General features: G+C 58.5%; 17 protein-coding genes and 4 tRNA genes. 4 read left to right on the forward strand and 17 right to left on the reverse strand.

What is annotated here, in order from left to right; translation table 11 throughout:
- Positions 1 to 8: 8 nt before the first annotated feature.
- The 16 genes from pheS to VI215_07195 form a co-directional block, all read right to left on the reverse strand.
- On the reverse strand, positions 9 to 1,046 hold the full coding sequence (pheS, locus tag VI215_07120) for a phenylalanine--tRNA ligase subunit alpha (protein ID HEY6192084.1): 1,038 nt from the start codon (positions 1,044 to 1,046) through the stop codon (positions 9 to 11).
- Between the two features lie 100 nt (positions 1,047 to 1,146).
- Positions 1,147 to 1,500, reverse strand: a complete 354-nt coding sequence (rplT, locus tag VI215_07125; protein ID HEY6192085.1) for a 50S ribosomal protein L20 — start codon at positions 1,498 to 1,500, stop codon at positions 1,147 to 1,149.
- A gap of 72 nt (positions 1,501 to 1,572) precedes the next feature.
- Complete coding sequence (gene rpmI / locus VI215_07130) at positions 1,573 to 1,767, reverse strand: 50S ribosomal protein L35 (GenBank protein HEY6192086.1); 195 nt, start codon at positions 1,765 to 1,767, stop codon at positions 1,573 to 1,575.
- A 13-nt stretch (positions 1,768 to 1,780) separates the two neighbouring features.
- Complete coding sequence (infC, locus tag VI215_07135; GenBank protein ID HEY6192087.1) at positions 1,781 to 2,317, reverse strand: translation initiation factor IF-3; 537 nt, start codon at positions 2,315 to 2,317, stop codon at positions 1,781 to 1,783.
- Positions 2,318 to 2,351: 34 nt separating this feature from the next.
- Positions 2,352 to 4,274 (reverse strand): threonine--tRNA ligase, encoded by a 1,923-nt coding sequence (gene thrS / locus VI215_07140; GenBank protein ID HEY6192088.1) that lies wholly within the window; start codon positions 4,272 to 4,274, stop codon positions 2,352 to 2,354.
- A 69-nt stretch (positions 4,275 to 4,343) separates the two neighbouring features.
- Positions 4,344 to 4,417 (reverse strand) — tRNA-Val (locus VI215_07145).
- 18 nt (positions 4,418 to 4,435) lie between these two features.
- A tRNA-Leu gene (locus tag VI215_07150) sits at positions 4,436 to 4,521 on the reverse strand.
- 125 nt (positions 4,522 to 4,646) lie between these two features.
- Positions 4,647 to 4,718: transfer RNA gene (locus VI215_07155), tRNA-Cys, on the reverse strand.
- 122 nt (positions 4,719 to 4,840) lie between these two features.
- A tRNA-Gly gene (locus VI215_07160) sits at positions 4,841 to 4,913 on the reverse strand.
- A 152-nt stretch (positions 4,914 to 5,065) separates the two neighbouring features.
- On the reverse strand, positions 5,066 to 5,557 hold the full coding sequence (greA, locus tag VI215_07165) for a transcription elongation factor GreA (GenBank protein HEY6192089.1): 492 nt from the start codon (positions 5,555 to 5,557) through the stop codon (positions 5,066 to 5,068).
- 143 nt (positions 5,558 to 5,700) lie between these two features.
- Positions 5,701 to 6,930, reverse strand: a complete 1,230-nt coding sequence (locus VI215_07170) for a bifunctional 3,4-dihydroxy-2-butanone-4-phosphate synthase/GTP cyclohydrolase II (GenBank protein HEY6192090.1) — start codon at positions 6,928 to 6,930, stop codon at positions 5,701 to 5,703.
- A 22-nt stretch (positions 6,931 to 6,952) separates the two neighbouring features.
- Positions 6,953 to 7,297, reverse strand: coding sequence for a preprotein translocase subunit YajC (gene yajC, locus VI215_07175; GenBank protein ID HEY6192091.1), 345 nt, complete (start codon positions 7,295 to 7,297; stop codon positions 6,953 to 6,955).
- Positions 7,298 to 7,323: 26 nt separating this feature from the next.
- The gene (tgt, locus tag VI215_07180; protein ID HEY6192092.1) at positions 7,324 to 8,457 is read right to left on the reverse strand and encodes a tRNA guanosine(34) transglycosylase Tgt; all 1,134 of its coding nucleotides are present in this window, start codon (positions 8,455 to 8,457) and stop codon (positions 7,324 to 7,326) included.
- 196 nt (positions 8,458 to 8,653) lie between these two features.
- A complete protein-coding gene (locus tag VI215_07185) occupies positions 8,654 to 9,055 on the reverse strand; it encodes a VanZ family protein (GenBank protein HEY6192093.1) in 402 nt (133 codons plus the stop codon).
- Positions 9,052 to 10,632 (reverse strand): NAD(P)H-hydrate dehydratase, encoded by a 1,581-nt coding sequence (locus tag VI215_07190; protein HEY6192094.1) that lies wholly within the window; start codon positions 10,630 to 10,632, stop codon positions 9,052 to 9,054. The genes VI215_07185 and VI215_07190 overlap by 4 nt, the downstream gene beginning before the upstream one ends.
- 3 nt (positions 10,633 to 10,635) lie before the next feature.
- Positions 10,636 to 12,054, reverse strand: a complete 1,419-nt coding sequence (locus VI215_07195) for an NADH-quinone oxidoreductase subunit N (GenBank protein HEY6192095.1) — start codon at positions 12,052 to 12,054, stop codon at positions 10,636 to 10,638.
- 311 nt (positions 12,055 to 12,365) lie between these two features.
- On the opposite strand from VI215_07195, the gene VI215_07200 reads away from it, so the two are divergent.
- The 4 genes from VI215_07200 to VI215_07215 are packed head-to-tail and all read left to right on the forward strand — an operon-like array spanning position 12,366 to position 15,516.
- A complete protein-coding gene (locus VI215_07200; GenBank protein HEY6192096.1) occupies positions 12,366 to 12,920 on the forward strand; it encodes a sigma-70 family RNA polymerase sigma factor in 555 nt (184 codons plus the stop codon).
- Complete coding sequence (locus VI215_07205; GenBank protein HEY6192097.1) at positions 12,917 to 13,732, forward strand: HEAT repeat domain-containing protein; 816 nt, start codon at positions 12,917 to 12,919, stop codon at positions 13,730 to 13,732. The genes VI215_07200 and VI215_07205 overlap by 4 nt, the downstream gene beginning before the upstream one ends.
- 3 nt (positions 13,733 to 13,735) lie before the next feature.
- A complete protein-coding gene (locus VI215_07210; protein HEY6192098.1) occupies positions 13,736 to 14,611 on the forward strand; it encodes a hypothetical protein in 876 nt (291 codons plus the stop codon).
- A gap of 59 nt (positions 14,612 to 14,670) precedes the next feature.
- A complete protein-coding gene (locus tag VI215_07215; GenBank protein HEY6192099.1) occupies positions 14,671 to 15,516 on the forward strand; it encodes a hypothetical protein in 846 nt (281 codons plus the stop codon).
- Between the two features lie 10 nt (positions 15,517 to 15,526).
- Here the strand turns inward: VI215_07215 and VI215_07220 are convergent, their stop codons facing one another.
- The gene (locus tag VI215_07220) at positions 15,527 to 18,427 is read right to left on the reverse strand and encodes a DUF2723 domain-containing protein (protein HEY6192100.1); all 2,901 of its coding nucleotides are present in this window, start codon (positions 18,425 to 18,427) and stop codon (positions 15,527 to 15,529) included.
- Positions 18,428 to 18,509: the final 82 nt, after the last annotated feature.

Raw genomic sequence — 18,509 nt, forward strand, 5'->3', positions numbered from 1 at the left:
TTAAGGGTTTATCGAAATTGATTCAAGAATCGGACGTCATTTTCAAACAGCAGCCTGATGTCGTCGATTCCGTATCTGAGCATCGTCATCCGGTCGACTCCGATCCCGAACGCATAACCGGTGTAGATCTCGGGATCGTACCCCACAAACCCGTAGACATTCGGGTCTACCATGCCGCACCCGAGGATTTCAAGCCAGCCGGTGAACTTGCAGACCTTGCACCCTTTCCCGGCGCAAAGGACGCAGCTGATGTCCATTTCAGCGCTCGGCTCTGTGAAGGGAAAATAGCTGGGCCTGAACCGGTACCTGGTCGTGCTCCCGTAAAACTGCCGGGCAAAGGAAACCAGGGTTCCCTTCAGGTCGCTGAATGTGACGCCCCGGTCGACGTAGAGGCCCTCCACCTGATGAAAGAGGCAGTAACTCCGGGAACTTATCGCCTCGTTCCGGTAGACCCTTCCAGGCACGATGATCCGGACCGGGGGTTTCTGTTTTTCCATCACACGGATCTGCGCGGGAGAGGTGTGCGTGCGCATCAGGTACTTGCCCGAAATGAAAAAAGTGTCCTGCATGTCGCGCGCGGGGTGGTCGGGCGGGAAGTTTAATGCCTCAAAATTGTGGTAGTCGTCCTCGATCTCAGGCCCGACTGCGACCCCGAAGCCCATTCCGAAAAAAATTCTCTTGATCTCGTCGAGTGTCTGGGAGAGGGGGTGCGTGGAGCCGATCCAGCGCTTGCGGCCGGGCAGGGTGAGGTCGGGCGCCTTCCGCGGCGGTCCTTTGTGGGCCCCGAGAGAGAGCTCTTTCTCCTGAAAGACCGCCTGGACGGAGGACCGCATCTCGTTCAGACGCTTGCCCAGTCCGGGCCGCAGTTCGGGCGGGGCGCCCCCCAGCAACTCGAAATGATGGGCGACTATTCCCTTGCGGGAGAGGTACTTGATCCGGAGGGATTCCAGGGCAGGAAGGTTCTCAGCAGAGCCGATTTCCAGGAGAGCGTCCCGTTGAACCCGGTCGATCTGTTCCCTGAGGTCTTGTGGTATCGGATGATCCATGCGCCACGCACTCTAGGAGGGCGTGGGACTGCAATCATCTTGTGTCACTCCGCGCCGGGAACCGGGGGAGCGATCGGAATTGCCGCGCATCGGAACGCGATCAGCGCGAGGCGCCCGAGAACTTCACTATCTCGGCAAATGCTTCAGGACTCCGTGATGCGAGGTCGGAAAGGACTTTCCGGTTGATCTGGACTTCCTTCTTGTCCAGCGCGGCAATCAGCCGCGAGTAGGTGGTCCCATGGATGCGGGCCGCGGCGTTGATCCGTGCGATCCAGAGCGTGCGGAATTCACGCTTCTTTAACCGCCGATCGCGATAGGCGTGCTGGCCGGCTTTGTCGAGGTGATGCTTTGCGACTGTAAGAACTTTGCTCCTTGCACCCCAGTATCCCTTCGCCCTTGCAAGCAAGCGCTTCCGGCGACGATGCGAGGCTACCTTATTCTGCGAACGCGGCATGGCTCTTTCTTCTCCTTGGTCTGATAGCTGTTTGAATGCCCGCCGGACCCGGTACGGTCCGGAGAGTGATCGTTACGACTGGATCATCGTATCGATTTTCTTGTCCTCCGTGAACGACACGAGAGTCGATTTGCGAAGGTGGCGTTTCCGCCTGCTCGATTTCGAGGACAGCATGTGGCTCCGGAACGCCTTGTGACGCTTGAACTTCCCGGAGGCGGTCCGCTTGAATCGTTTCTTCGCTCCTGAATTTGACTTCATTTTCGGCATGATGCGCTTCCTGTTATGATTTCGGTTCTGTTTTCGGTTTCTCTTCAGCCTTCTTCTTCGGCCCCCGGTCGGGAGCAAAAATCATCGCCATGCTTCTTCCCTCCAATTTCGCCGTCTGATCCACCTTCGCCACGTCGGTCAATTGTTCCGCCAGGCGCCGGAGGATGTCCTCCCCGTGTTCTTTGTAGGTGATTTCCCGTCCCTTGAACACGACGGTCGCCTTCACCTTATGGCCTTCGGCAAGGAACCGCTTCGCATGCCGGGTCTTGAATTCAAAATCGTGGTCGTCCGTGTTCGGATGAAACCTCAGCTCTTTCAGCTGTGTGACGTGCTGGTGCTTGCGCTGGATCTTGTCCTTTTTCGTCTGCTCGTACTTGAACTTCCCGAAGTCCATGATCTTGCAGACGGGAGGCGTCGCATTCGGGACTATTTCGATGAGATCCAGCCCCCGCTGCTGGGCCAGTTTGATACCCTCGGCGGGTGTCATGATCCCAAGCTGTCCTGCATCGTCGATGATCCGGACCTTGGGCACCCGGATTTCATCGTTCACGCGTATACGGTCTGATCCCTTGATGATGTCTCTCCTATGAGGTGATGAGCTTCTGGCGGATTTCCTGCCTGATCGTTTCGAGGAATGCGCTCGCGGCGACATTCCCCACGTTGCCTTTCGTATGCTGCCGGACCGCCACCTCGCCCGAGGCTTTCTCTTTTTCCCCCACGACGAGCATGTACGGCGCTTTTTTCAATTCCCACTCGCGAATTTTGAATCCGATTTTTTCGTTCCGGGTGTCGACCTCGGCGCGCACGCCGTCCGACTTGAGAAGATCGCAAACCTTCGAGGCATAGTCAAGCTGCGCGTCCGTGATCGGCAGGACGACCGCCTGAACCGGGGCCAGCCACGCCGGAAACGCCCCGAAAAAGTGTTCGGTGATGATGCCGATGAACCGCTCGAATGATCCGAATATCGCCCTGTGGATCGCAACCGGCCGCTGGCGCGAGCCGTCTTCGGCCACGTACTCGAGGGCGAACCGCTCCGGGAGCATCACGAAATCGAGCTGGATCGTCGCGACCTGCCACTGACGCCCGATCGCATCTTCAATCTGCACGTCGATTTTCGGCCCGTAAAAAGCGCCGTCCTTCGGCTTGAGGTTGAATGCGATCTGCCTGTTCTTGAGCGCTTGCTCCAGGCTCGCTTCCGCCTGGCTCCACAACGTCTCGTCCCCCATCGCGTTGTCGGGGCGGGTGGAGAGGTTGTAGGAGGGCTTCAAGCCGAACACCGAATAAAAATGCGACACCAGGTCGATCAATCCGTCGATCTCCTGCAGGATCTGGTCCGGCCGGCAGTAGATATGCGCGTCGTCCATCGTGATTTGCCGGACGCGAAACATCCCCCCCAGGGCGCCCGACAACTCGTTCCGGTGAAGGCGTCCGATTTCGGAGAATCTCAGCGGCAGGTCCTTGTAGCTCCTGATCTTATGGCGGAAGACGTAAGTGCTCTCCGGGCAGTTCATCGGCTTGAGGCTGAACGTCGTCTCTTCATTCTCGAGCGTGAACATGTTTTCCCGGTAGTGGGTCCAGTGACCCGATTGCTCCCACAAGTCCTTCTTGACCATGATCGGCGTGCTGATTTCCTGGTAACCGCGCTTGTCGAGCTCCGACCGTAAGAATGCTTCGAGCTCGCGGAACACGATCATCCCCTTCGGCAGCCAGAACGGGGCTCCCGGGGCGATATCGTGGAAGACGAAGAGGTCGAGCTCCTTGCCGACTTTGCGGTGATCCCGCCGCCTGGCCTCCTCCAGCCGGAAGAGGTGCGCGTCGAGCTCCTGCTTGCTCGGAAATGTCACGCCGTAGATCCGCTGCAGCATCTTCCGCTTGACGTCGCCCCGCCAGTAGGCGCCGGCAACGTTCAACAGCTTGATCGCCTTGATCCTGCCCGTCGACGGGATATGCGGCCCATAGCAGAGATCGACAAAATTCCCCTGCCGGTAAAAGCTGATCGTCTCCCCCTTCAGGCCCTCGAGCAATTCAAGCTTATACGGATCGCCCTTCTTCCTGAAATATTCCGCCGCCTCTTCCCACGATTTTTCCTCACGCTGGAAGGGAACGTCGCGGCTCGCGAACTCGTACATCCGGTTTTCGATCTTCTCGAGGTCTTCCGGCGAGAGCGAATGATCCCCCATATCGATGTCGTAATAAAACCCCTCGTCGATGGGGGGTCCGATTCCGAATTTTGTGCCGGGGAAGAGAGACTCGATCGATTCCGCCATCACGTGCGCCGAACTGTGCCAGAAGGCGTACTTTCCGCCGGCATCCTTCCACTTCAGGATATTGATCGGTCCGTCCTCTTCAATCCTGCGCGAGAGATCCCGCACCTCGCCCTTGAACTCGATCGCAAGCGCCTCGCGGGCGAGGGAGTTGCTGATTCCCTTCGCAATCTCCAGGCCCGTGACACCCCGGTCGAATTCCCGCACGCTCTTATCGGGAAATGTCAGTTTGATTTTCTCCATGATCATCGCAGAGTATCGTAACTCCGAGTCGGGCCGTTTCGCCTGAACCCTTCTCACGCTCCAATCCCGTGGGCTCTACAGGAGTCGAACCTGTGACCTCTACCATGTCAAGGTAGCGCTCTAACCAACTGAGCTAAGAGCCCGTTGAAGTCAGCCGAGGGTGCCGGGGACCGGAATTGAACCGGTACTCCCCTTGCGGAGAACAGGATTTTAAGTCCTGTGCGTCTACCAGTTTCGCCACCCCGGCTCACTGCTTCTACTGCTCGAGAGTTTCCCCGCCCCTGGGGGCGGAGCTTCCCGGCCGATGCCTCAAATATTCCGGCGTACTGCCGGAGACGCGGAGAGGCGGACTGCCGGCTTCGCACCGAACTGAGGCGCCGGGCGGACTCGAACCGCCGCATAAAGGTTTTGCAGACCTCTCCCTTACCACTTGGGTACGGCGCCGGTCTAACTACAACAAAGCCCCGCCACCTGGTGCGATGGGGGCGGCGGGGCAGCTCAAAGACGAGGTCACTACCCCTCTCCCATGCCGCGGGATGAAGGGATGCCTCTTCCGGAAAAGCTTGAGCGGGAAACGGGATTCGGACCCGCGACATTCACCTTGGCAAGGTGACGCTCTACCAACTGAGCTATTCCCGCGCACAAAGCAGGTCAATATACTGAAATTTTTAAATCTGTGCAAACGGTCAGATGCCGATCTGACGCGAATTCTCTAATTCTGGAGGGAGCAGGAAAGCAGGGAAAATCAACATATCCCCCATCGGGCATGGGGCAGTTCAGAAGGGGTCCCGCTATCTTGAGATCTCGAGGATCTCATATTCGAGGGTTCCTGCGGGGACGGGAATCTTTGTGATTTCCCCCTCGGTCTTGCCCATCAAGCCCCTCCCCAGCGGCGAAGTAACGGAGATCTTGTCTTTCTCGAAATCAGCCTCCTCAGGTGAGACCAGGGTATAATCGACGATCTCATTTGTCTTGAGGTCCTTTAGCTTAACTCTCGACAGTATATAGACCTTATCGTTAGGAAGTTCTTTGCTTTCTATGATTCTCGCTCGGGAGAGAGTGTGCTCGAGCTTGGCGACCCGCAATTCAAAATGCTGCTGTTCCTCCTTGGCCGCGTCATATTCCGCATTCTCGGAAAGGTCGCCGTGGGCACGCGCCTCGGCGATTTTTCGCGCCATTTCGGCTCTTCCGTGCAGCTTCATTTCGTGCAACTCTCGCTCCAATTCGACCAATCGCTCCCGTGTGAGATACACGATCCCGTTATTCTTGTTCGTATCTCCCATGCTCTTACATCATTAAAGGAGTAAATTGCCGCTTCGGCTGTGATAAAAAGAAAAGCCATCATTCCGGGAAGAGCGGAACGGTGGCTGAAGGCCATTAACTATTTCAATCTACCACTCTGATTTTAGAAAAGCAAGAGAAATTCTCATTTTCTTTTCCTGTCGATCAGTATGAGGTGGCCAAGCTTATCCCTCTTCGTTTTAAGGTACTTCTCATTCAAATCATGAACTTCTGCTTCAAGGGGCACACGTTCGACGATTTCAAGCCCATACCCGTGCAACCCGACCACCTTCTTCGGGTTGTTCGTCATCAGCCTCATCTTCGTTATCCCGAGGTCACGCAGGATTTGTGCTCCTATCCCATAGTCCCGCAGGTCGGGGCGGAAGCCCAGTTTTTCGTTCGCTTCGACAGTATCCATCCCCCCATCCTGCAACCGGTACGCCTTAAGCTTGTTTGCCAGGCCGATTCCCCTCCCTTCCTGACGCATATACAGGACGACACCGCGGCCCTCCTGCTCCACCAATCTCAGCGCAGCATTCAGCTGTTCGTTGCAGTCACACCGTAATGAACCGAACACGTCGCCGGTCAGGCATTCGGAGTGGACTCTCACCAGCACCGGAGTATCCCCCGTGACGGATCCCTTGACGAGCGCGACGTGCTCCTTGCTGTCGGTTTCGCTCCGGTAGAGGTGAATCTCAAAGGTGCCGTTCTGAGTCGGCATCGTCGTGCTGACGACCCGGTGGACGAGCTTCTCGCGCTCCATGCGGTATTGAATCAGATCCTTCACCGTGATCAGGCGCATGCCGAACCGGTGCACGACCTCGAGCAGCTGCGGCACCCTCGCCATCGACCCGTCTTCGTTCATGATTTCGCACAGGACTCCGGCAGGTGTCAGCCCCGCAAGGCGGCAGAGGTCGACGATCGCCTCCGTGTGCCCCGCGCGCCGCAAAACGCCGCCGTCCATAGCCCGAAGGGGAAAGATATGGCCGGGCCTTGCCAGGTCGCTTGGTTTGGTCTTCGGGTCGATCAGTGCTCTGACGGTCGCCGCGCGGTCAAACGCGGAAACCCCGGTCCGGGTGCCGTGGATATAGTCCACAGACACGGTGAAGGGTGTCTCGTGGAGCGAGGTGTTGCTGTCCACCATCATCTCCAGCCTCAGCTCATTCGCCCGCTCGGGGGTCAGGGCGGCGCAGATAATTCCCCGCCCGTGCATGGCCATGAAATTGATCGTCTCGGCGGTGCAATGCTCCGCCGCGATGACGAAATCGCCCTCGTTCTCCCTGTCCTCGTCGTCGACGACGATGACGATCTTCCCCGCCTTGATCTCGCTGACGGCGTCGTCAATCGTGCTGAACGACCCTTTCGTCTTTTCCATCAACCTCTTCCCTTCTCCCTCGCTAGCGCTTTGCGATATCCTGCCCTGTCGAATCGGAGGCCCGCGTCACGCTCGACACGGCGGTCCGCTCGAATTTCAGTTTCACATTTTCCGCCACCTGCACGAGAACCGTTTTCTCTTCCAGGCCCACCACGGTTCCATGCATTCCGCCGACGGTCACGATCTTGTCCCCTTTCTGCACGCTCTCGAGCAGTTTTTGCCGCTCCTTCTGCCGCTTCTGCTGCGGCCGGAGAATCAGAAAATAGAAAATCAGGATGATCAGCGAAAACATGATGACCGTGCTGAACATTCCTCCCCCGCCGCTGCCGCCCTGGGGAGCCATCAAGAATATTTGAGACGCGTTCAATCCACCCTCCGGTTAGTGATGAGTATTCATGAGTACATTGGCACTTCCTGCCGCAGGAGCTCCAGCCGCTCCTGTTTCCACGATCCGAATTTACCCTCCCGGATCGCCGACCGTGCGTTGCGCATCAGCCACTGGTAGAAAAAGAGATTGTGCAGCGTCGCGAGTCTCAGTCCAAGAATCTCCTTCACCTGGAAGAGATGGCGCAGGTACGCCCGCGTGAAATGGCCGCACGTGTAACATCCGCATTCGGGATCGACGGGCCCGCAGTCGAGACGGTACCGCGCGTTCGTGATATTCATCCCGCCGTGCGCTGTGAAGAGCATCGAGTTCCGGCCGTTGCGCGTCGGAAGGACGCAGTCGAACATGTCGACGCCCCGCTCGATCGCTTCGAGCAGGTTCTCCGGAGTTCCCACCCCCATGAGATACCGGGGCTTCTCCTCCGGCAATATCTGAGTGCAACAGGAAACGATTTCGTACATCACATCCGCCGGCTCGCCCACCGCCAGGCCTCCGATCGCGTATCCTTTGAAATCCATCCCGACCAACTCGCGGGCGGAATACTCGCGGATCGCGGGGTAGACGCTTCCCTGAACGATTGCAAAGAGAGTCTGCTCATGCCCGTGGACTGACGGTGCCTTTTCAAAATGCGAACGGCTCCTCGCCGCCCACCGCAAGGTGAGATCGTTCGACTTTTTCGCATATTCCGGCGGGCAGGGAAACGGGGTACATTCGTCCAGAACCATCATCAAATCCGTCCCGAGGTGGCGCTGGATGTCCACGACGCTCTCGGGGGTGAAGGAATGCGCCGATCCGTCCACCTGCGAGCGGAATTGCACCCCTTCCTCGCCGATCTTTCTCAAATCCGAAAGGCTGAACACCTGGTAGCCGCCGCTGTCGGTGAGAATCGGACGGTCCCAGCCGATGAACCGATGGAGCCCGCCCGACAGATCGATCACCTCCGTGCCCGGCCTGAGATAGAGATGATACGTGTTACAGAGGATCGTGGAAGCTCCGAGCTCAACCAGTTCGCGGGGAGAGACCGACTTGACGCTTCCCTGTGTTCCCACCGGCATGAAGCAGGGGGTTTCGATCTTGCCGTGGGCAGTTGTGATCGTTCCCGCGCGGGCACCGTGATCCCGACATTCGACGCTAAATTCCATTTATGTAAGAAGTTACAGATTTCCGGTTCCAAAAGCAACGCCGGATTATCGCGGGTAGCATCTCAATTTCACCAAACATGTCATCCTGAGGGAGCGTAGGGACCGAAGGATCTCGTCTTTCCAACCTTCGAGATCCTTCGCGGAGTTTACACTGAGCGAAGCGAATGTGCTCAGGATGACAAAATAAGACACTACCTTAGGGCGACGTCTCAACCTTTCTTCGCCTGTAGACGAGGTAGAGGATGAGCGCCGATAGCAAGCCTCCCGTCGCATCGGCGGTCGCGTCCCAAACATCGGTCGTGCGGCCCGGGACGAACGATTGATGGAGCTCATCGAGAACCCCGTACGCAGTCACGGCGCAGACGGTGAGGAGAGCCCTCCGCCAGTCGAATGAACTCCTCTGGATCCGTATCTCGAGCGCCCGGTAGACCAGGAGTCCGAACACCAGAAAAACCGAGGCATGGATGATTTTGTCGCTTATCTTGAGGACAATTCGGGGAAGTTTGGACGCAGGTATCGAAGATGCGGCAAAAATGACGAGCGCCCAAACGATCGCGGGAAGCTGATACCGGAGAAAATGTCGGGTCCGGGGACTCATCTCCCCTCGATCCCGAGGAATGCGCGGGGGAGATTGTCATAAATATCCATCGCCATGAGCCCCTTCTCTCCCACCATGGCTCCGGCCAGATCGCCGGCCCTTCCGTGCAGATAGACGCCGCTGTAGGCGGCCTCCGCGCTCCCCAGCCCCTGCGCCCAGAGTGCGCCGATGATTCCGGAGAGGACGTCCCCCGAGCCTGCGGTCGCCATCCCCGGGTTGCCCGTGGAGTTCACAAAAAGGTCCCCCTTCCCGGAGACTGTCACGGTCGGCGCTCCCTTCAAGACGAGCGTGACCCCGAAACGCTTCGCCGCCTTCCGCGCAACCTGCACCCGGTTCCGCTCGATCTCAACGGCTGAGAGTCCCGTCAGCCGGGCGAGCTCGCCCGTGTGGGGAGTGAGAATGAGCTCCCTCTTTCCCCCCCTCTTCAAGACCGATAACTTTCCCGCCAGGGCGTTCAGGCCGTCCGCGTCGACGACGATACGTTTCCTGAAACCGGCGATTATCTCTCTGACGAGGCGTCTCGTCTCTTCGTTTCGGGAGAGGCCGGGCCCGATGATCAGAACGTCGGCCCAATCGAGGTGCTCCTGCATCGCCTTTCCGGCGGCCATGCTCAGCGATCCCTCGGAGGTTTCCGGCAGCGGTTCCACCATCACCTCCGTGAGCTTCCTTGCGAGGACCGGATAAACAGAGGCCGGTGTGCCGAGAACAACCACGCCTGCTCCCGAGCGGAGAGCAGAGGCGGAGGCCATGGCCGCAGCCCCTGTCATGCCCCGGGAACCCGCCAGAACGACGACCTTCCCTACACTGTGTTTGTGGGCGTTGAAGGCGCGTACGGGCAACGCTCGCCTCACGTCTTCGGGACCCAGGAGAAAGGTGCGAATACCGGGAGTGGTCAGACAGCCCGGCGGAACGCCTATGTTCGCGACTTCAATAGATCCGGCATAACTTCTTCCATCTCCTGTCAGTAAGCCGATCTTCTTCAAACCCATTGTAACAGTCAGTTGAGCCTTGACGGCGATATTCCCAATCTCTCCATTATCGGCATCGATGCCGGAGGGTAGATCCAGGCTCACGTTCGTTCCCCGGGAAGAATTGATCCATTCAATCACTCTGCGTGAAAACCCGCGAACACTCCCGGAGAACCCCGTGCCGAAAAGCGCATCGACTACGAACTCGCTCCTCGGGAGCAGCTTGAGGGCGCGAATTGATCGAAGTTCTTTCACCTGGAGCACGCCGGTCCGGGCCACCCTCCGGTGTTCCCGTGAGAGCTTGAGGAGTGCGTTGAAGTTGGTTCGTGAATCGCGCCGCAGATCGGCTTTCCGGCCGACGAGCGCGACGAGCACGTTCGCCCCGCAACTGAGGAGGTGCCTGGAAACGACAAAACCGTCCCCCCCGTTGTTGCCTTTTCCCGAGAAGACGGTAAATGAGCGCCCCGCAAGAGGTCCGAAGCGCTTTTCGATGACCGCGACCGCGCCTGAGCCGGCATTTTCCATCAGAACGACACCCGGTATCCCGAGCCGCTTGATTGCAGACCGGTCGAATTCTTGCATCTCGCGTGCAGTGACGAGCGGTTCCACCGGTCAGCGAAGGCTGCTGATGACGGCCAGTACCGAGGAAGGGTAGATCCCAAGACCTATTACCAGGAGCGCGGCGATGGCAAGCGTGGCAAGGCACACCCCTGAAGGCATGACCGGTTCAGCGCCCGTATCGGCGCGAAAATACATCACCATGATCAGTCGCAGGTAGTAGTAGGCCGAGACGACGCTCATCAGAACGCCCACGATCGCAAGCCAGGTGAGATCGGCCTGTACCGCGGCCACGAAGAGATAGTATTTGCCGAAGAAACCGGCGAGGGGGGGAATTCCGGCGAGCGAGAGCATGAACAACGACATGAGTGCTGCGAGAAACGGCCTTTTCGCCGCCAGTCCCGAGTAATCCTCGAACGACAGGTTCCGGTCTTCCTCAACTTCGAGGACGGAAATGATCCCGAACGCCCCGAGATTCATGAACGTATAGGCTGTCAGATAATAGAGAATTCCATCCCTTCCGAGCTGGTTGAATGCCGCCAGCCCGATGATCATGTAGCCTGCGTGAGCGATGCTCGAATAGGCGAGCATCCTCTTGATGTTCGATTGCGCCACCGCCACGATGTTTCCCAGAACCATCGAGGCGGCGGAAAGAATCGCCAGGACCATCCGGAGGCGCGGGTACGCGCCGAACCCGGAATGCGCGAAGACGAGGACGAACGCGGAGAATGCGGCCGCCTTTGCGCCGGTAGACATGAAACCCGATACCGTCGTCGGCGACCCCTGGTAGACGTCAGGAATCCACATGTGGAACGGGACCGCCCCCACCTTAAACGCCAACCCGACCATCAGCAGCCCGAGACCCACCCAGAAATAATCGGAAGCGGCAATCCCGGGGAACTGTCCGACGATTCCGGGAATGTTCGTCGTGCCGGCGGCTCCGTAGAGAAACGCGATCCCATAAAGCAGGAAGCCCGTTGCGAACGCACCCAGCAGGAAGTACTTGAGGGAAGACTCGTTCGATATCAATCGCTTCCGGTTAAATCCTGCCAGGACATAGAGACTGATCGACATGAGCTCCAGCCCGAGAAAGATGATGATCAGGTCGCCTGCGGCCGCCATGAACATCATCCCGAGCGTCGCGAACAGCACCAGAAGATAGTATTCCCCGACATGCGAATGCTGCCGCCTGAGGTATTCCCGGGAGAGAAGAATTGTGACAAGCGCGGAGAGAATGAAGAGGGAAGCGAATAAACCGGCGTACCCCCCCACCACCAGCATGCCGTTGAACGCGGTTCCGGAGCTCCCGATCGTCGACATCGAAACGAGCGCACAGACGGCGAGTCCGGCCGCGCTTACCCAGTAACTGAGGTTCTCGGCCCGCTTCACGAGTGATTCGAGGAGTATGACCAGGAAAACGAGGAATGACACTGAGACGAGCGGGGCGGCGTTGTAAAGATCGGTCGTGGACAAAGGCTTATCGGGTCAGTAGGCGGTATCGTTTGGAAAGAATCAGGCATAAGGTATGAAATCCTGTGGTATTAATCAATTTTCGCGCTGGTGGCTCACTTTCAAAGGAAATGTCATCCTGAGCGACACAAAGTGGAGCGAAGGATCTCCGTCTAACTAGTCTTGAGATCCTTCGCTTCGCTCAGGATGACAAATTGGGAGGCCACCCCGCCGGGTGCTGATTTGGATCGCGTTAGGCGAATTGCAATATTTCGTGTAACCTTTCCTTCCAAACCAGGTTAGTATCATTAAAGGATCCTCTCAGTAAGGCAGGCGTGAATTCACCGACGGATACGCAGTTGATGCAGAGTGTGCGCGAGGGTGAGCTGCAAAACCTCGCCCCGCTCTTTGAACGACACCATGTGATGCTCTATAACCATTATGTCCGCCTGACGCGCGACCGCGAGCTGGCCGAGGATCTGGTTCAGGAGGTTTTTTACCGGATCCTCAAATACCGGCATACCTACCGGGGCGACGGTCAATTCAGGACCTGGCTCTATCACATCGCCCGCAACGTGCGGATCGACGCCGCGCGCCGGCGGGCCCAGGAGACGAGCTTTGATGAAGAAGTGCATTCCTGCCCCGATGACCCGCCCCAGCGGGATTCGGCCGAGTTCAGGCAGAACGTATCGATACTCGAAGCGGCATTGGCACAATTGCCGGAGGAGAAGAGGGAGATCATCCTGATGAGCAGGTACCAGAATCTGAAGTATGCGGCGATCGCCGAACTCCTCGGATGCTCGGTTGAGGCGGTGAAGGTCCGGGTTCACCGGGCTGTTCAGGACCTTCGGAGAGTCTTTTTACAATTATCGGGAGAACCACAACCATGATCAACGATCACGTCATTGACGATCTGGCCGCCTTCCTGAGCGGGGACCTGGCGGAACAACAAATGCAGAAGATCCGCTCACATCTCGAGCTCTGCGATCCCTGCCGGGTGGAATTCCGTTCGATGAAGGGTCTCTGGGACGCGCTCGGCTCCCTCCCGGAGGAGGAGCCGGACGAGGCGGTCCGGGTCCGCTTCTATGAAATGCTGGATCGTTACGAGCGGAGTGATTTCCGGAGAATCGCCCCGGCTTCCCGTGCGAGGGGAAGCTGGCTCAAGAATCTCTTTCCGGGCCGGCCGGCAGTCCAGTTTGCTCTCGCCCTCGCCGGGCTCGCGGTTGGAATCCTGATCGGCACGCGGATGAAGGGGGAGCCCGCGGGGGACACGGAGCTCGCCCAGTTGCACAATGAAGTCCGCGGGATCAGCAGGCTGCTCACGTTCTCGCTTCTGCAGCAGGAGTCGGCCAGCGAGCGCCTCCGCGGAGTGAGCTGGAGCTATCGCACAGGGGAGCCCGACGCGGAAATCACAGCCGCGCTCCTCGAGACACTCCGATATGATCCCAACATGAACGTCCGTCTCGCCGCGCTCGACGCGCTCTCCCGGAACCCGAACCAATCAGGGCTGAGGCAGGACTTGATCCGCTCCCTTCCGAAGCAATCCTCTCCCCTCGTGCAGGCGGCCATCGTCGACCTCATGATCCAGTTTCACGAGAAGGGCTCCATCGACATATTCAAGCAGATGGTCCGCGACCCGAATCTCGATCCGTCCGTGAAGAAGAAAATCGAACAGGGAATCCAGGAACTTACAAGGGCTTGAGCTATGAACCACGCAAGAGTTTTCATCTGGAGTCTGGCAATTTCGTGTGCGATCGTGCCTTCCGCCCGGGCAGGAGATATAGTCCACAGGGAGGAAATCCGAAAGACCCTTACGTTTTCCTCCCCACCGGGCACGGCGAGGCGCCTTGTCGTCGACAACATCAACGGCTCCATCCATGTCGTCGGCACGAACGGGACAGAAGCCACGCTGGTCGCTCGTGAGACCTTTCGCGCCGAATCAGAGGAGCGGCTCTCCGTCGCGCAGGAGAAGATCCGGCTCGACGTCTCGTCGGAACCCGACCGAATCATGTTGTATGTCGATGCGCCGTGGCGTTGCGCGGACGGCTCCCTCTCCTCCCGCGGTCATGGAAACGGCTGGGACTACTACGGTTACGACGCCACGTTCGACTTCGAGATCGCCGTTCCGGCCAGGACCGATCTCTTTCTCAAGACCGTGAACGGGGGCGAGATCTCCGTCAAAAATGCCGAGGGGTCGTTCCGGATCGAGAATGTCAACGGGGGAATCGTCGCGTCGGGGCTCAACGGCTCGGGAACGATCTCGACGGTCAACGGCAATATCGAGGTCCGCTTCGCCAAGAACCCGGCCGCTGCCTCCTCGTTCCGTACCATCAACGGCAAGGTCGACGTCAGTTTCCAGGACGATCTCTCGGCGGACCTCCGGCTGAAGACATTCAACGGACAGGTCTACACCGATTTTCAGGTCGCAAGCCTCCCTCCGGCTCCCCCCGCCAGGCCGGAGCACGAACGAAAGCGGGTGTATCGCACGTCTGATTCCTTCAAAGTCAGGGTGGGGAGCGGCGGGCCCGACCTGACGTTCGACACGCTCAACGGGAATATCTACATCGTCAAGAATCAATAACCCAACTCGGATCGCAGATCCGGATCCGACCACATTACACAGAGCCAGGAGCCTTTCTTATGAACCATTTCACCCTCCGTTCCATCGCCGTCATCGCGGCGTTTCTCTTGCATTCCGCGCTCGTCGCCCAGACAAAGTCCGCGGACCGCCTTTCAGTCCCTCTGTCCGATCCATCGCGGCCGGCGTTTCTCAAAGTGGGCCTCATTTCGGGCGGAATCAAGGTCACGGGGTACTCCGGAAAGGAAATCATCGTCGAGGGAAAAAATCGCGACGAGGATGATGAGCAATCCGACTCCGAGAAGAGGGAAAAAGTGCGGGGGCTCCACCGGATCCCGAACACGAGCTCGGGCATCTCGGTCGAAGAGGACGACAATGTTGTCACGGTCGGGATGGGCATGATGGGCGGAAGCCGGACCACCGACCTGACGATCCAGGTGCCGGCGAATACTTCGATGAAACTGAGCTCGATCAATGACGGCGATATCAATGTCTCCCATGTCAAGGGGGATTTGGAAATCAGCAACACGAACGGGTCGATCTCGGTCACCGATGTGAGCGGCTCCGCCGTCCTCGACGCCCTCAACGGAGATATCACCGTTTCCTTCGCGGCGGTGAATCCGGAAAAATCAATGTCCTTCAGCTCCCTGAACGGAACGATCGATGTCACCTTCCCCCCTTCCCTGAAGGCGACGGTGCGGATGAAAACCGACCAGGGTGAAATCTACAGCGATTTCGACATCAGGATGGATAACTCTCCGGCGAAAGTGGAGGACAACGGACGAGGGGGGCGCGGCAAGTACAGGGTTACTCTGGAGAAAATGATGACCGGGGCGGTCAACGGCGGAGGGTCCGAGATTCAGTTCAAGAACTTCAACGGGGACATTTACATCCGGAAGGGAAAGTGACCTCCCCCGCCTATTTCCTCAGGGCTGCCGAATCTGCGGTCTTCGGCGACGCGGCGAGTGCCTTGTAGCGCTCGATCTCCTTCCGGATCTGGGCGTTGCCGGGGCTGAGGCTGTCGACCCGCTCCAGAATCCCAGCGGCCTTGAGATACTCCCCCTTCTTGTCGTACAGATCGAGGAGAATCCTGTAGGGGGAGTAAAACCCCTCGAAGTCCATCGGGGTGATCCTGGTTTGATTCATGGCCAATTGCTCGATCGTGTCGGCGAGTGCGCGGAATCGCTGGTCGGCGCCGGCGCTCGAGTAGAGGTTTGCGATGCTGTAGAGGAAGCGGAAGTCCATCTCGATGACGCCGGGAGGGATCAGCCGCTGCATCCGGTCCAGGGTCTCCACCGCCTTCGCATTCTCATGCGTCACGGTGATGTAATAGGACGCCAGCCTGGCGAAGACATACCGGTAGTTCTGGATGTAATGGACCTGGTTGTCGTCCTTAAACACCGTCGGGTCGTTGAGCCCGCGGAATCTGAACCCGGGTTTGTAGGTCGTGCTGTACCCGGCGGACGAGTCGAATAGGCATTTCCTCAACACCGGCTCGTTCAGAAACTCCACGTTCGCGTCGGGGTTCCTCTTCTGGGGGAGCAAGCGATACGCAAATCCCTCCAGCCGCATATACTGCCCCGCTCCGATTTTCGTATCCTCCGAACAGGTCATGGCGAACGAGATGGGCCGCTTCCACGCGTTTTGCTCGATGATTTCCCTCACCATGATATCCTGAACCCGGATGGCCTGGACATCGCCGAAATTGAGCGTGGCCGGCATCGTAAACGAGATCGAACCGCGGTTGATGAGCGAGGTGTCGGTCACCCCGAACTCCTGGAACGTTTGCTTCGGAACCGGGATTGTCAGCACCCGCGGCTTCCACTGGATCGGCTGAAGCCGGTCGATCGTGGCATCGCTCATGCCGATCGCCACCTTCTTTGCGCCGAAGGGCTCGAGATGCTTCAGCTGTTTGATGTACCAGTTCGTGTTGACGAGGCTCAGGTTCACGACCCGGATGTCCTGGCGGACCCCCTCCACGTCCTGGAGGTACCAGAGCGGGAACGTGTCGTTATCGCCGTTCGTAAAGAGGACCGCGTCGGGCAGGCAGCTCTGGAGCAGATTGTAGGCGGTATCCCACGGAATCCAGTCCCCCGACCGGTCGTGCGTGAAGTGGTTCGTCTGAAACATTCTCCCGGGGATCATGACGATTCCGAGGAGGAGCGTCCCCGCGAACGCGGGTTTGAGCAGAGTGCTGCGGCGGAGGCTCCCCGCCACGAGGTCGAGGAGTCCCCGCAACCCCAGGGCGATCCAGACTGCCATGATAAAATAGGCCCCGGAATAAAAATAGTCGCGCTCGCGCGGCTGGGACTCCTGCTGGTTCTGGTAGAACGTGATGAGATACCCCATCAGGACAAACAGCATCAGGAACACCGAGGCCATCTTCCAGTCGTTCTTGAAATGGTAGTAGAGCCCGAAGAGCGCGACGAAGAAGGGAATCCCGAAGAGCTGGCCCCAGTTCACCCCCGTATCCTGGACGGTCGACTCCCTCCCGATAAAATTCCAGAAGACGTAGCGGTTGAACATGTGATCGATCTGGTATCGCCAGAAGAAATCCAGGTCGCTGGAGTAATTGCTGAACGTCGTTTGATGCTGCGGCTCTCCCGACCATCTCCTCTTGAAGATCGGAAATTCACCGTATTGCTCCCGGTTCAGATAGGTCACGAGTCCCGAGAATGTCTTCGGGTCGTCCTCGTTCATCGGCGGATCCTGATTGGCCCTGATGATGATGAGCGTGTACGTGGTAAAGCCGATGATCGCGACCATGATTCCGAGCACCGCCGTATGCAGCATCACCTTCTGCTGCCTCTGTAACCAGTACGCGAGGGCGCCGAGAGCCGCGAGAATTGCCGCCAGCGCGAGGACGCCGATCGTGCTGTCGTTCCCGGCTATTTCCCGGAGGAGGGCCGGAAGAACTTTCACGACGCCCGGATAGGCGATCCCCATGGCGACGCCTCCGGCCGCGACTGCGAGGTAGAACGAATTCCGGTGGAACACGCGCTTCCAGAAGAGCGCGACGAACAGCGCGCTGACCGCCGCCATGATCAGCTTGAAGTTCGAATCATACTGGTGGTACTCGTCGGGCGTGGGAGCCTGGGCGGAGGTGAGGTTCGCCCACATTCCGGCCGCCACGAGCAGAATCACGACTACGTGAATCAAGAATACGTACGCGCTCTTCCGGCACGCGTCGTCGTCGGTCACAGAACGCCTCAGGACGACCACCATGACCACCGCCGAGATCGCCAGGACGCTCATCAGGTGGACCCCCGCCGACAGGCCGACGAGGAAGGCCGCCATCACGAGGTAGCGGGTGCTTCGCGGCTTTTCGGCGTTTTCGTTCCAGGTCAGCATCAACCAGACGATCAGCGAATAGAGCAGCGTGCTACCGGCGAAGTAGTTGGATTCCGTGCCGTTAAACCAGAAGGTATCGCAGAACGAGAGGGCGAGCGCGCCCGTCGCGGCGGAGATCCGTGTTCCGGCATGATCCCATGGCTGCCCGGCGGGACGGTTCCGCATCCCCTCGATGAGCTTTACCGCAATGAGATAGAGGAGAAGGACGGAAAAGGCGCTCGAGAAGACGGAGAGAAGGTTGATGCGAAGCCCGATGTTCCCGGGGATCGGAAGCAGGAAGAGTACCCGCCCGACGATCGAAAAGAGGGGTCCGCCCGGGGGATGGGGGACCAGCAGCAGGTACGCGGCGGCCGAGATTTCGCCGGGGTCCCAGAATGAGACCGACGGCTGCACGGTGGAGAGAAACTGAACCGCCGAAATGAGGAAGACAAGGGCACCGATACCGCGGTGGACCAGTTTGCCGTTCATTCAAAAAACGAGTTGCATTGTGAATCCCGCCCCGATCTCGATGCCGTCTTCATGCATGGACGATGAAAGTAGGCAAAAGATT

The organism is Bacteroidota bacterium (genome assembly GCA_036522515.1).
Classification (GTDB): domain Bacteria; phylum Bacteroidota; class Ignavibacteria; order UBA10030; family SZUA-254; genus VBOC01.

Excerpts from the sequence above, each read along its gene's own strand:
- VI215_07170 (HEY6192090.1), bottom strand. The coding sequence starts at position 6,930 with ATGGAAAAGACGAAAGGGTCGTTCAGCACGATTGACGACGCCGTCAGC.
- pheS (HEY6192084.1), bottom strand. The coding sequence starts at position 1,046 with ATGGATCATCCGATACCACAAGACCTCAGGGAACAGATCGACCGGGTT.
- VI215_07215 (HEY6192099.1), top strand. The coding sequence starts at position 14,671 with ATGAACCATTTCACCCTCCGTTCCATCGCCGTCATCGCGGCGTTTCTC.
- greA (HEY6192089.1), bottom strand. The coding sequence starts at position 5,557 with ATGGGAGATACGAACAAGAATAACGGGATCGTGTATCTCACACGGGAG.
- rpmI (HEY6192086.1), bottom strand. The coding sequence starts at position 1,767 with ATGCCGAAAATGAAGTCAAATTCAGGAGCGAAGAAACGATTCAAGCGG.
- VI215_07220 (HEY6192100.1), bottom strand. The coding sequence starts at position 18,427 with ATGAACGGCAAACTGGTCCACCGCGGTATCGGTGCCCTTGTCTTCCTC.
- rplT (HEY6192085.1), bottom strand. The coding sequence starts at position 1,500 with ATGCCGCGTTCGCAGAATAAGGTAGCCTCGCATCGTCGCCGGAAGCGC.
- thrS (HEY6192088.1), bottom strand. The coding sequence starts at position 4,274 with ATGGAGAAAATCAAACTGACATTTCCCGATAAGAGCGTGCGGGAATTC.
- VI215_07210 (HEY6192098.1), top strand. The coding sequence starts at position 13,736 with ATGAACCACGCAAGAGTTTTCATCTGGAGTCTGGCAATTTCGTGTGCG.
- tgt (HEY6192092.1), bottom strand. The coding sequence starts at position 8,457 with ATGGAATTTAGCGTCGAATGTCGGGATCACGGTGCCCGCGCGGGAACG.
- VI215_07205 (HEY6192097.1), top strand. The coding sequence starts at position 12,917 with ATGATCAACGATCACGTCATTGACGATCTGGCCGCCTTCCTGAGCGGG.
- VI215_07185 (HEY6192093.1), bottom strand. The coding sequence starts at position 9,055 with ATGAGTCCCCGGACCCGACATTTTCTCCGGTATCAGCTTCCCGCGATC.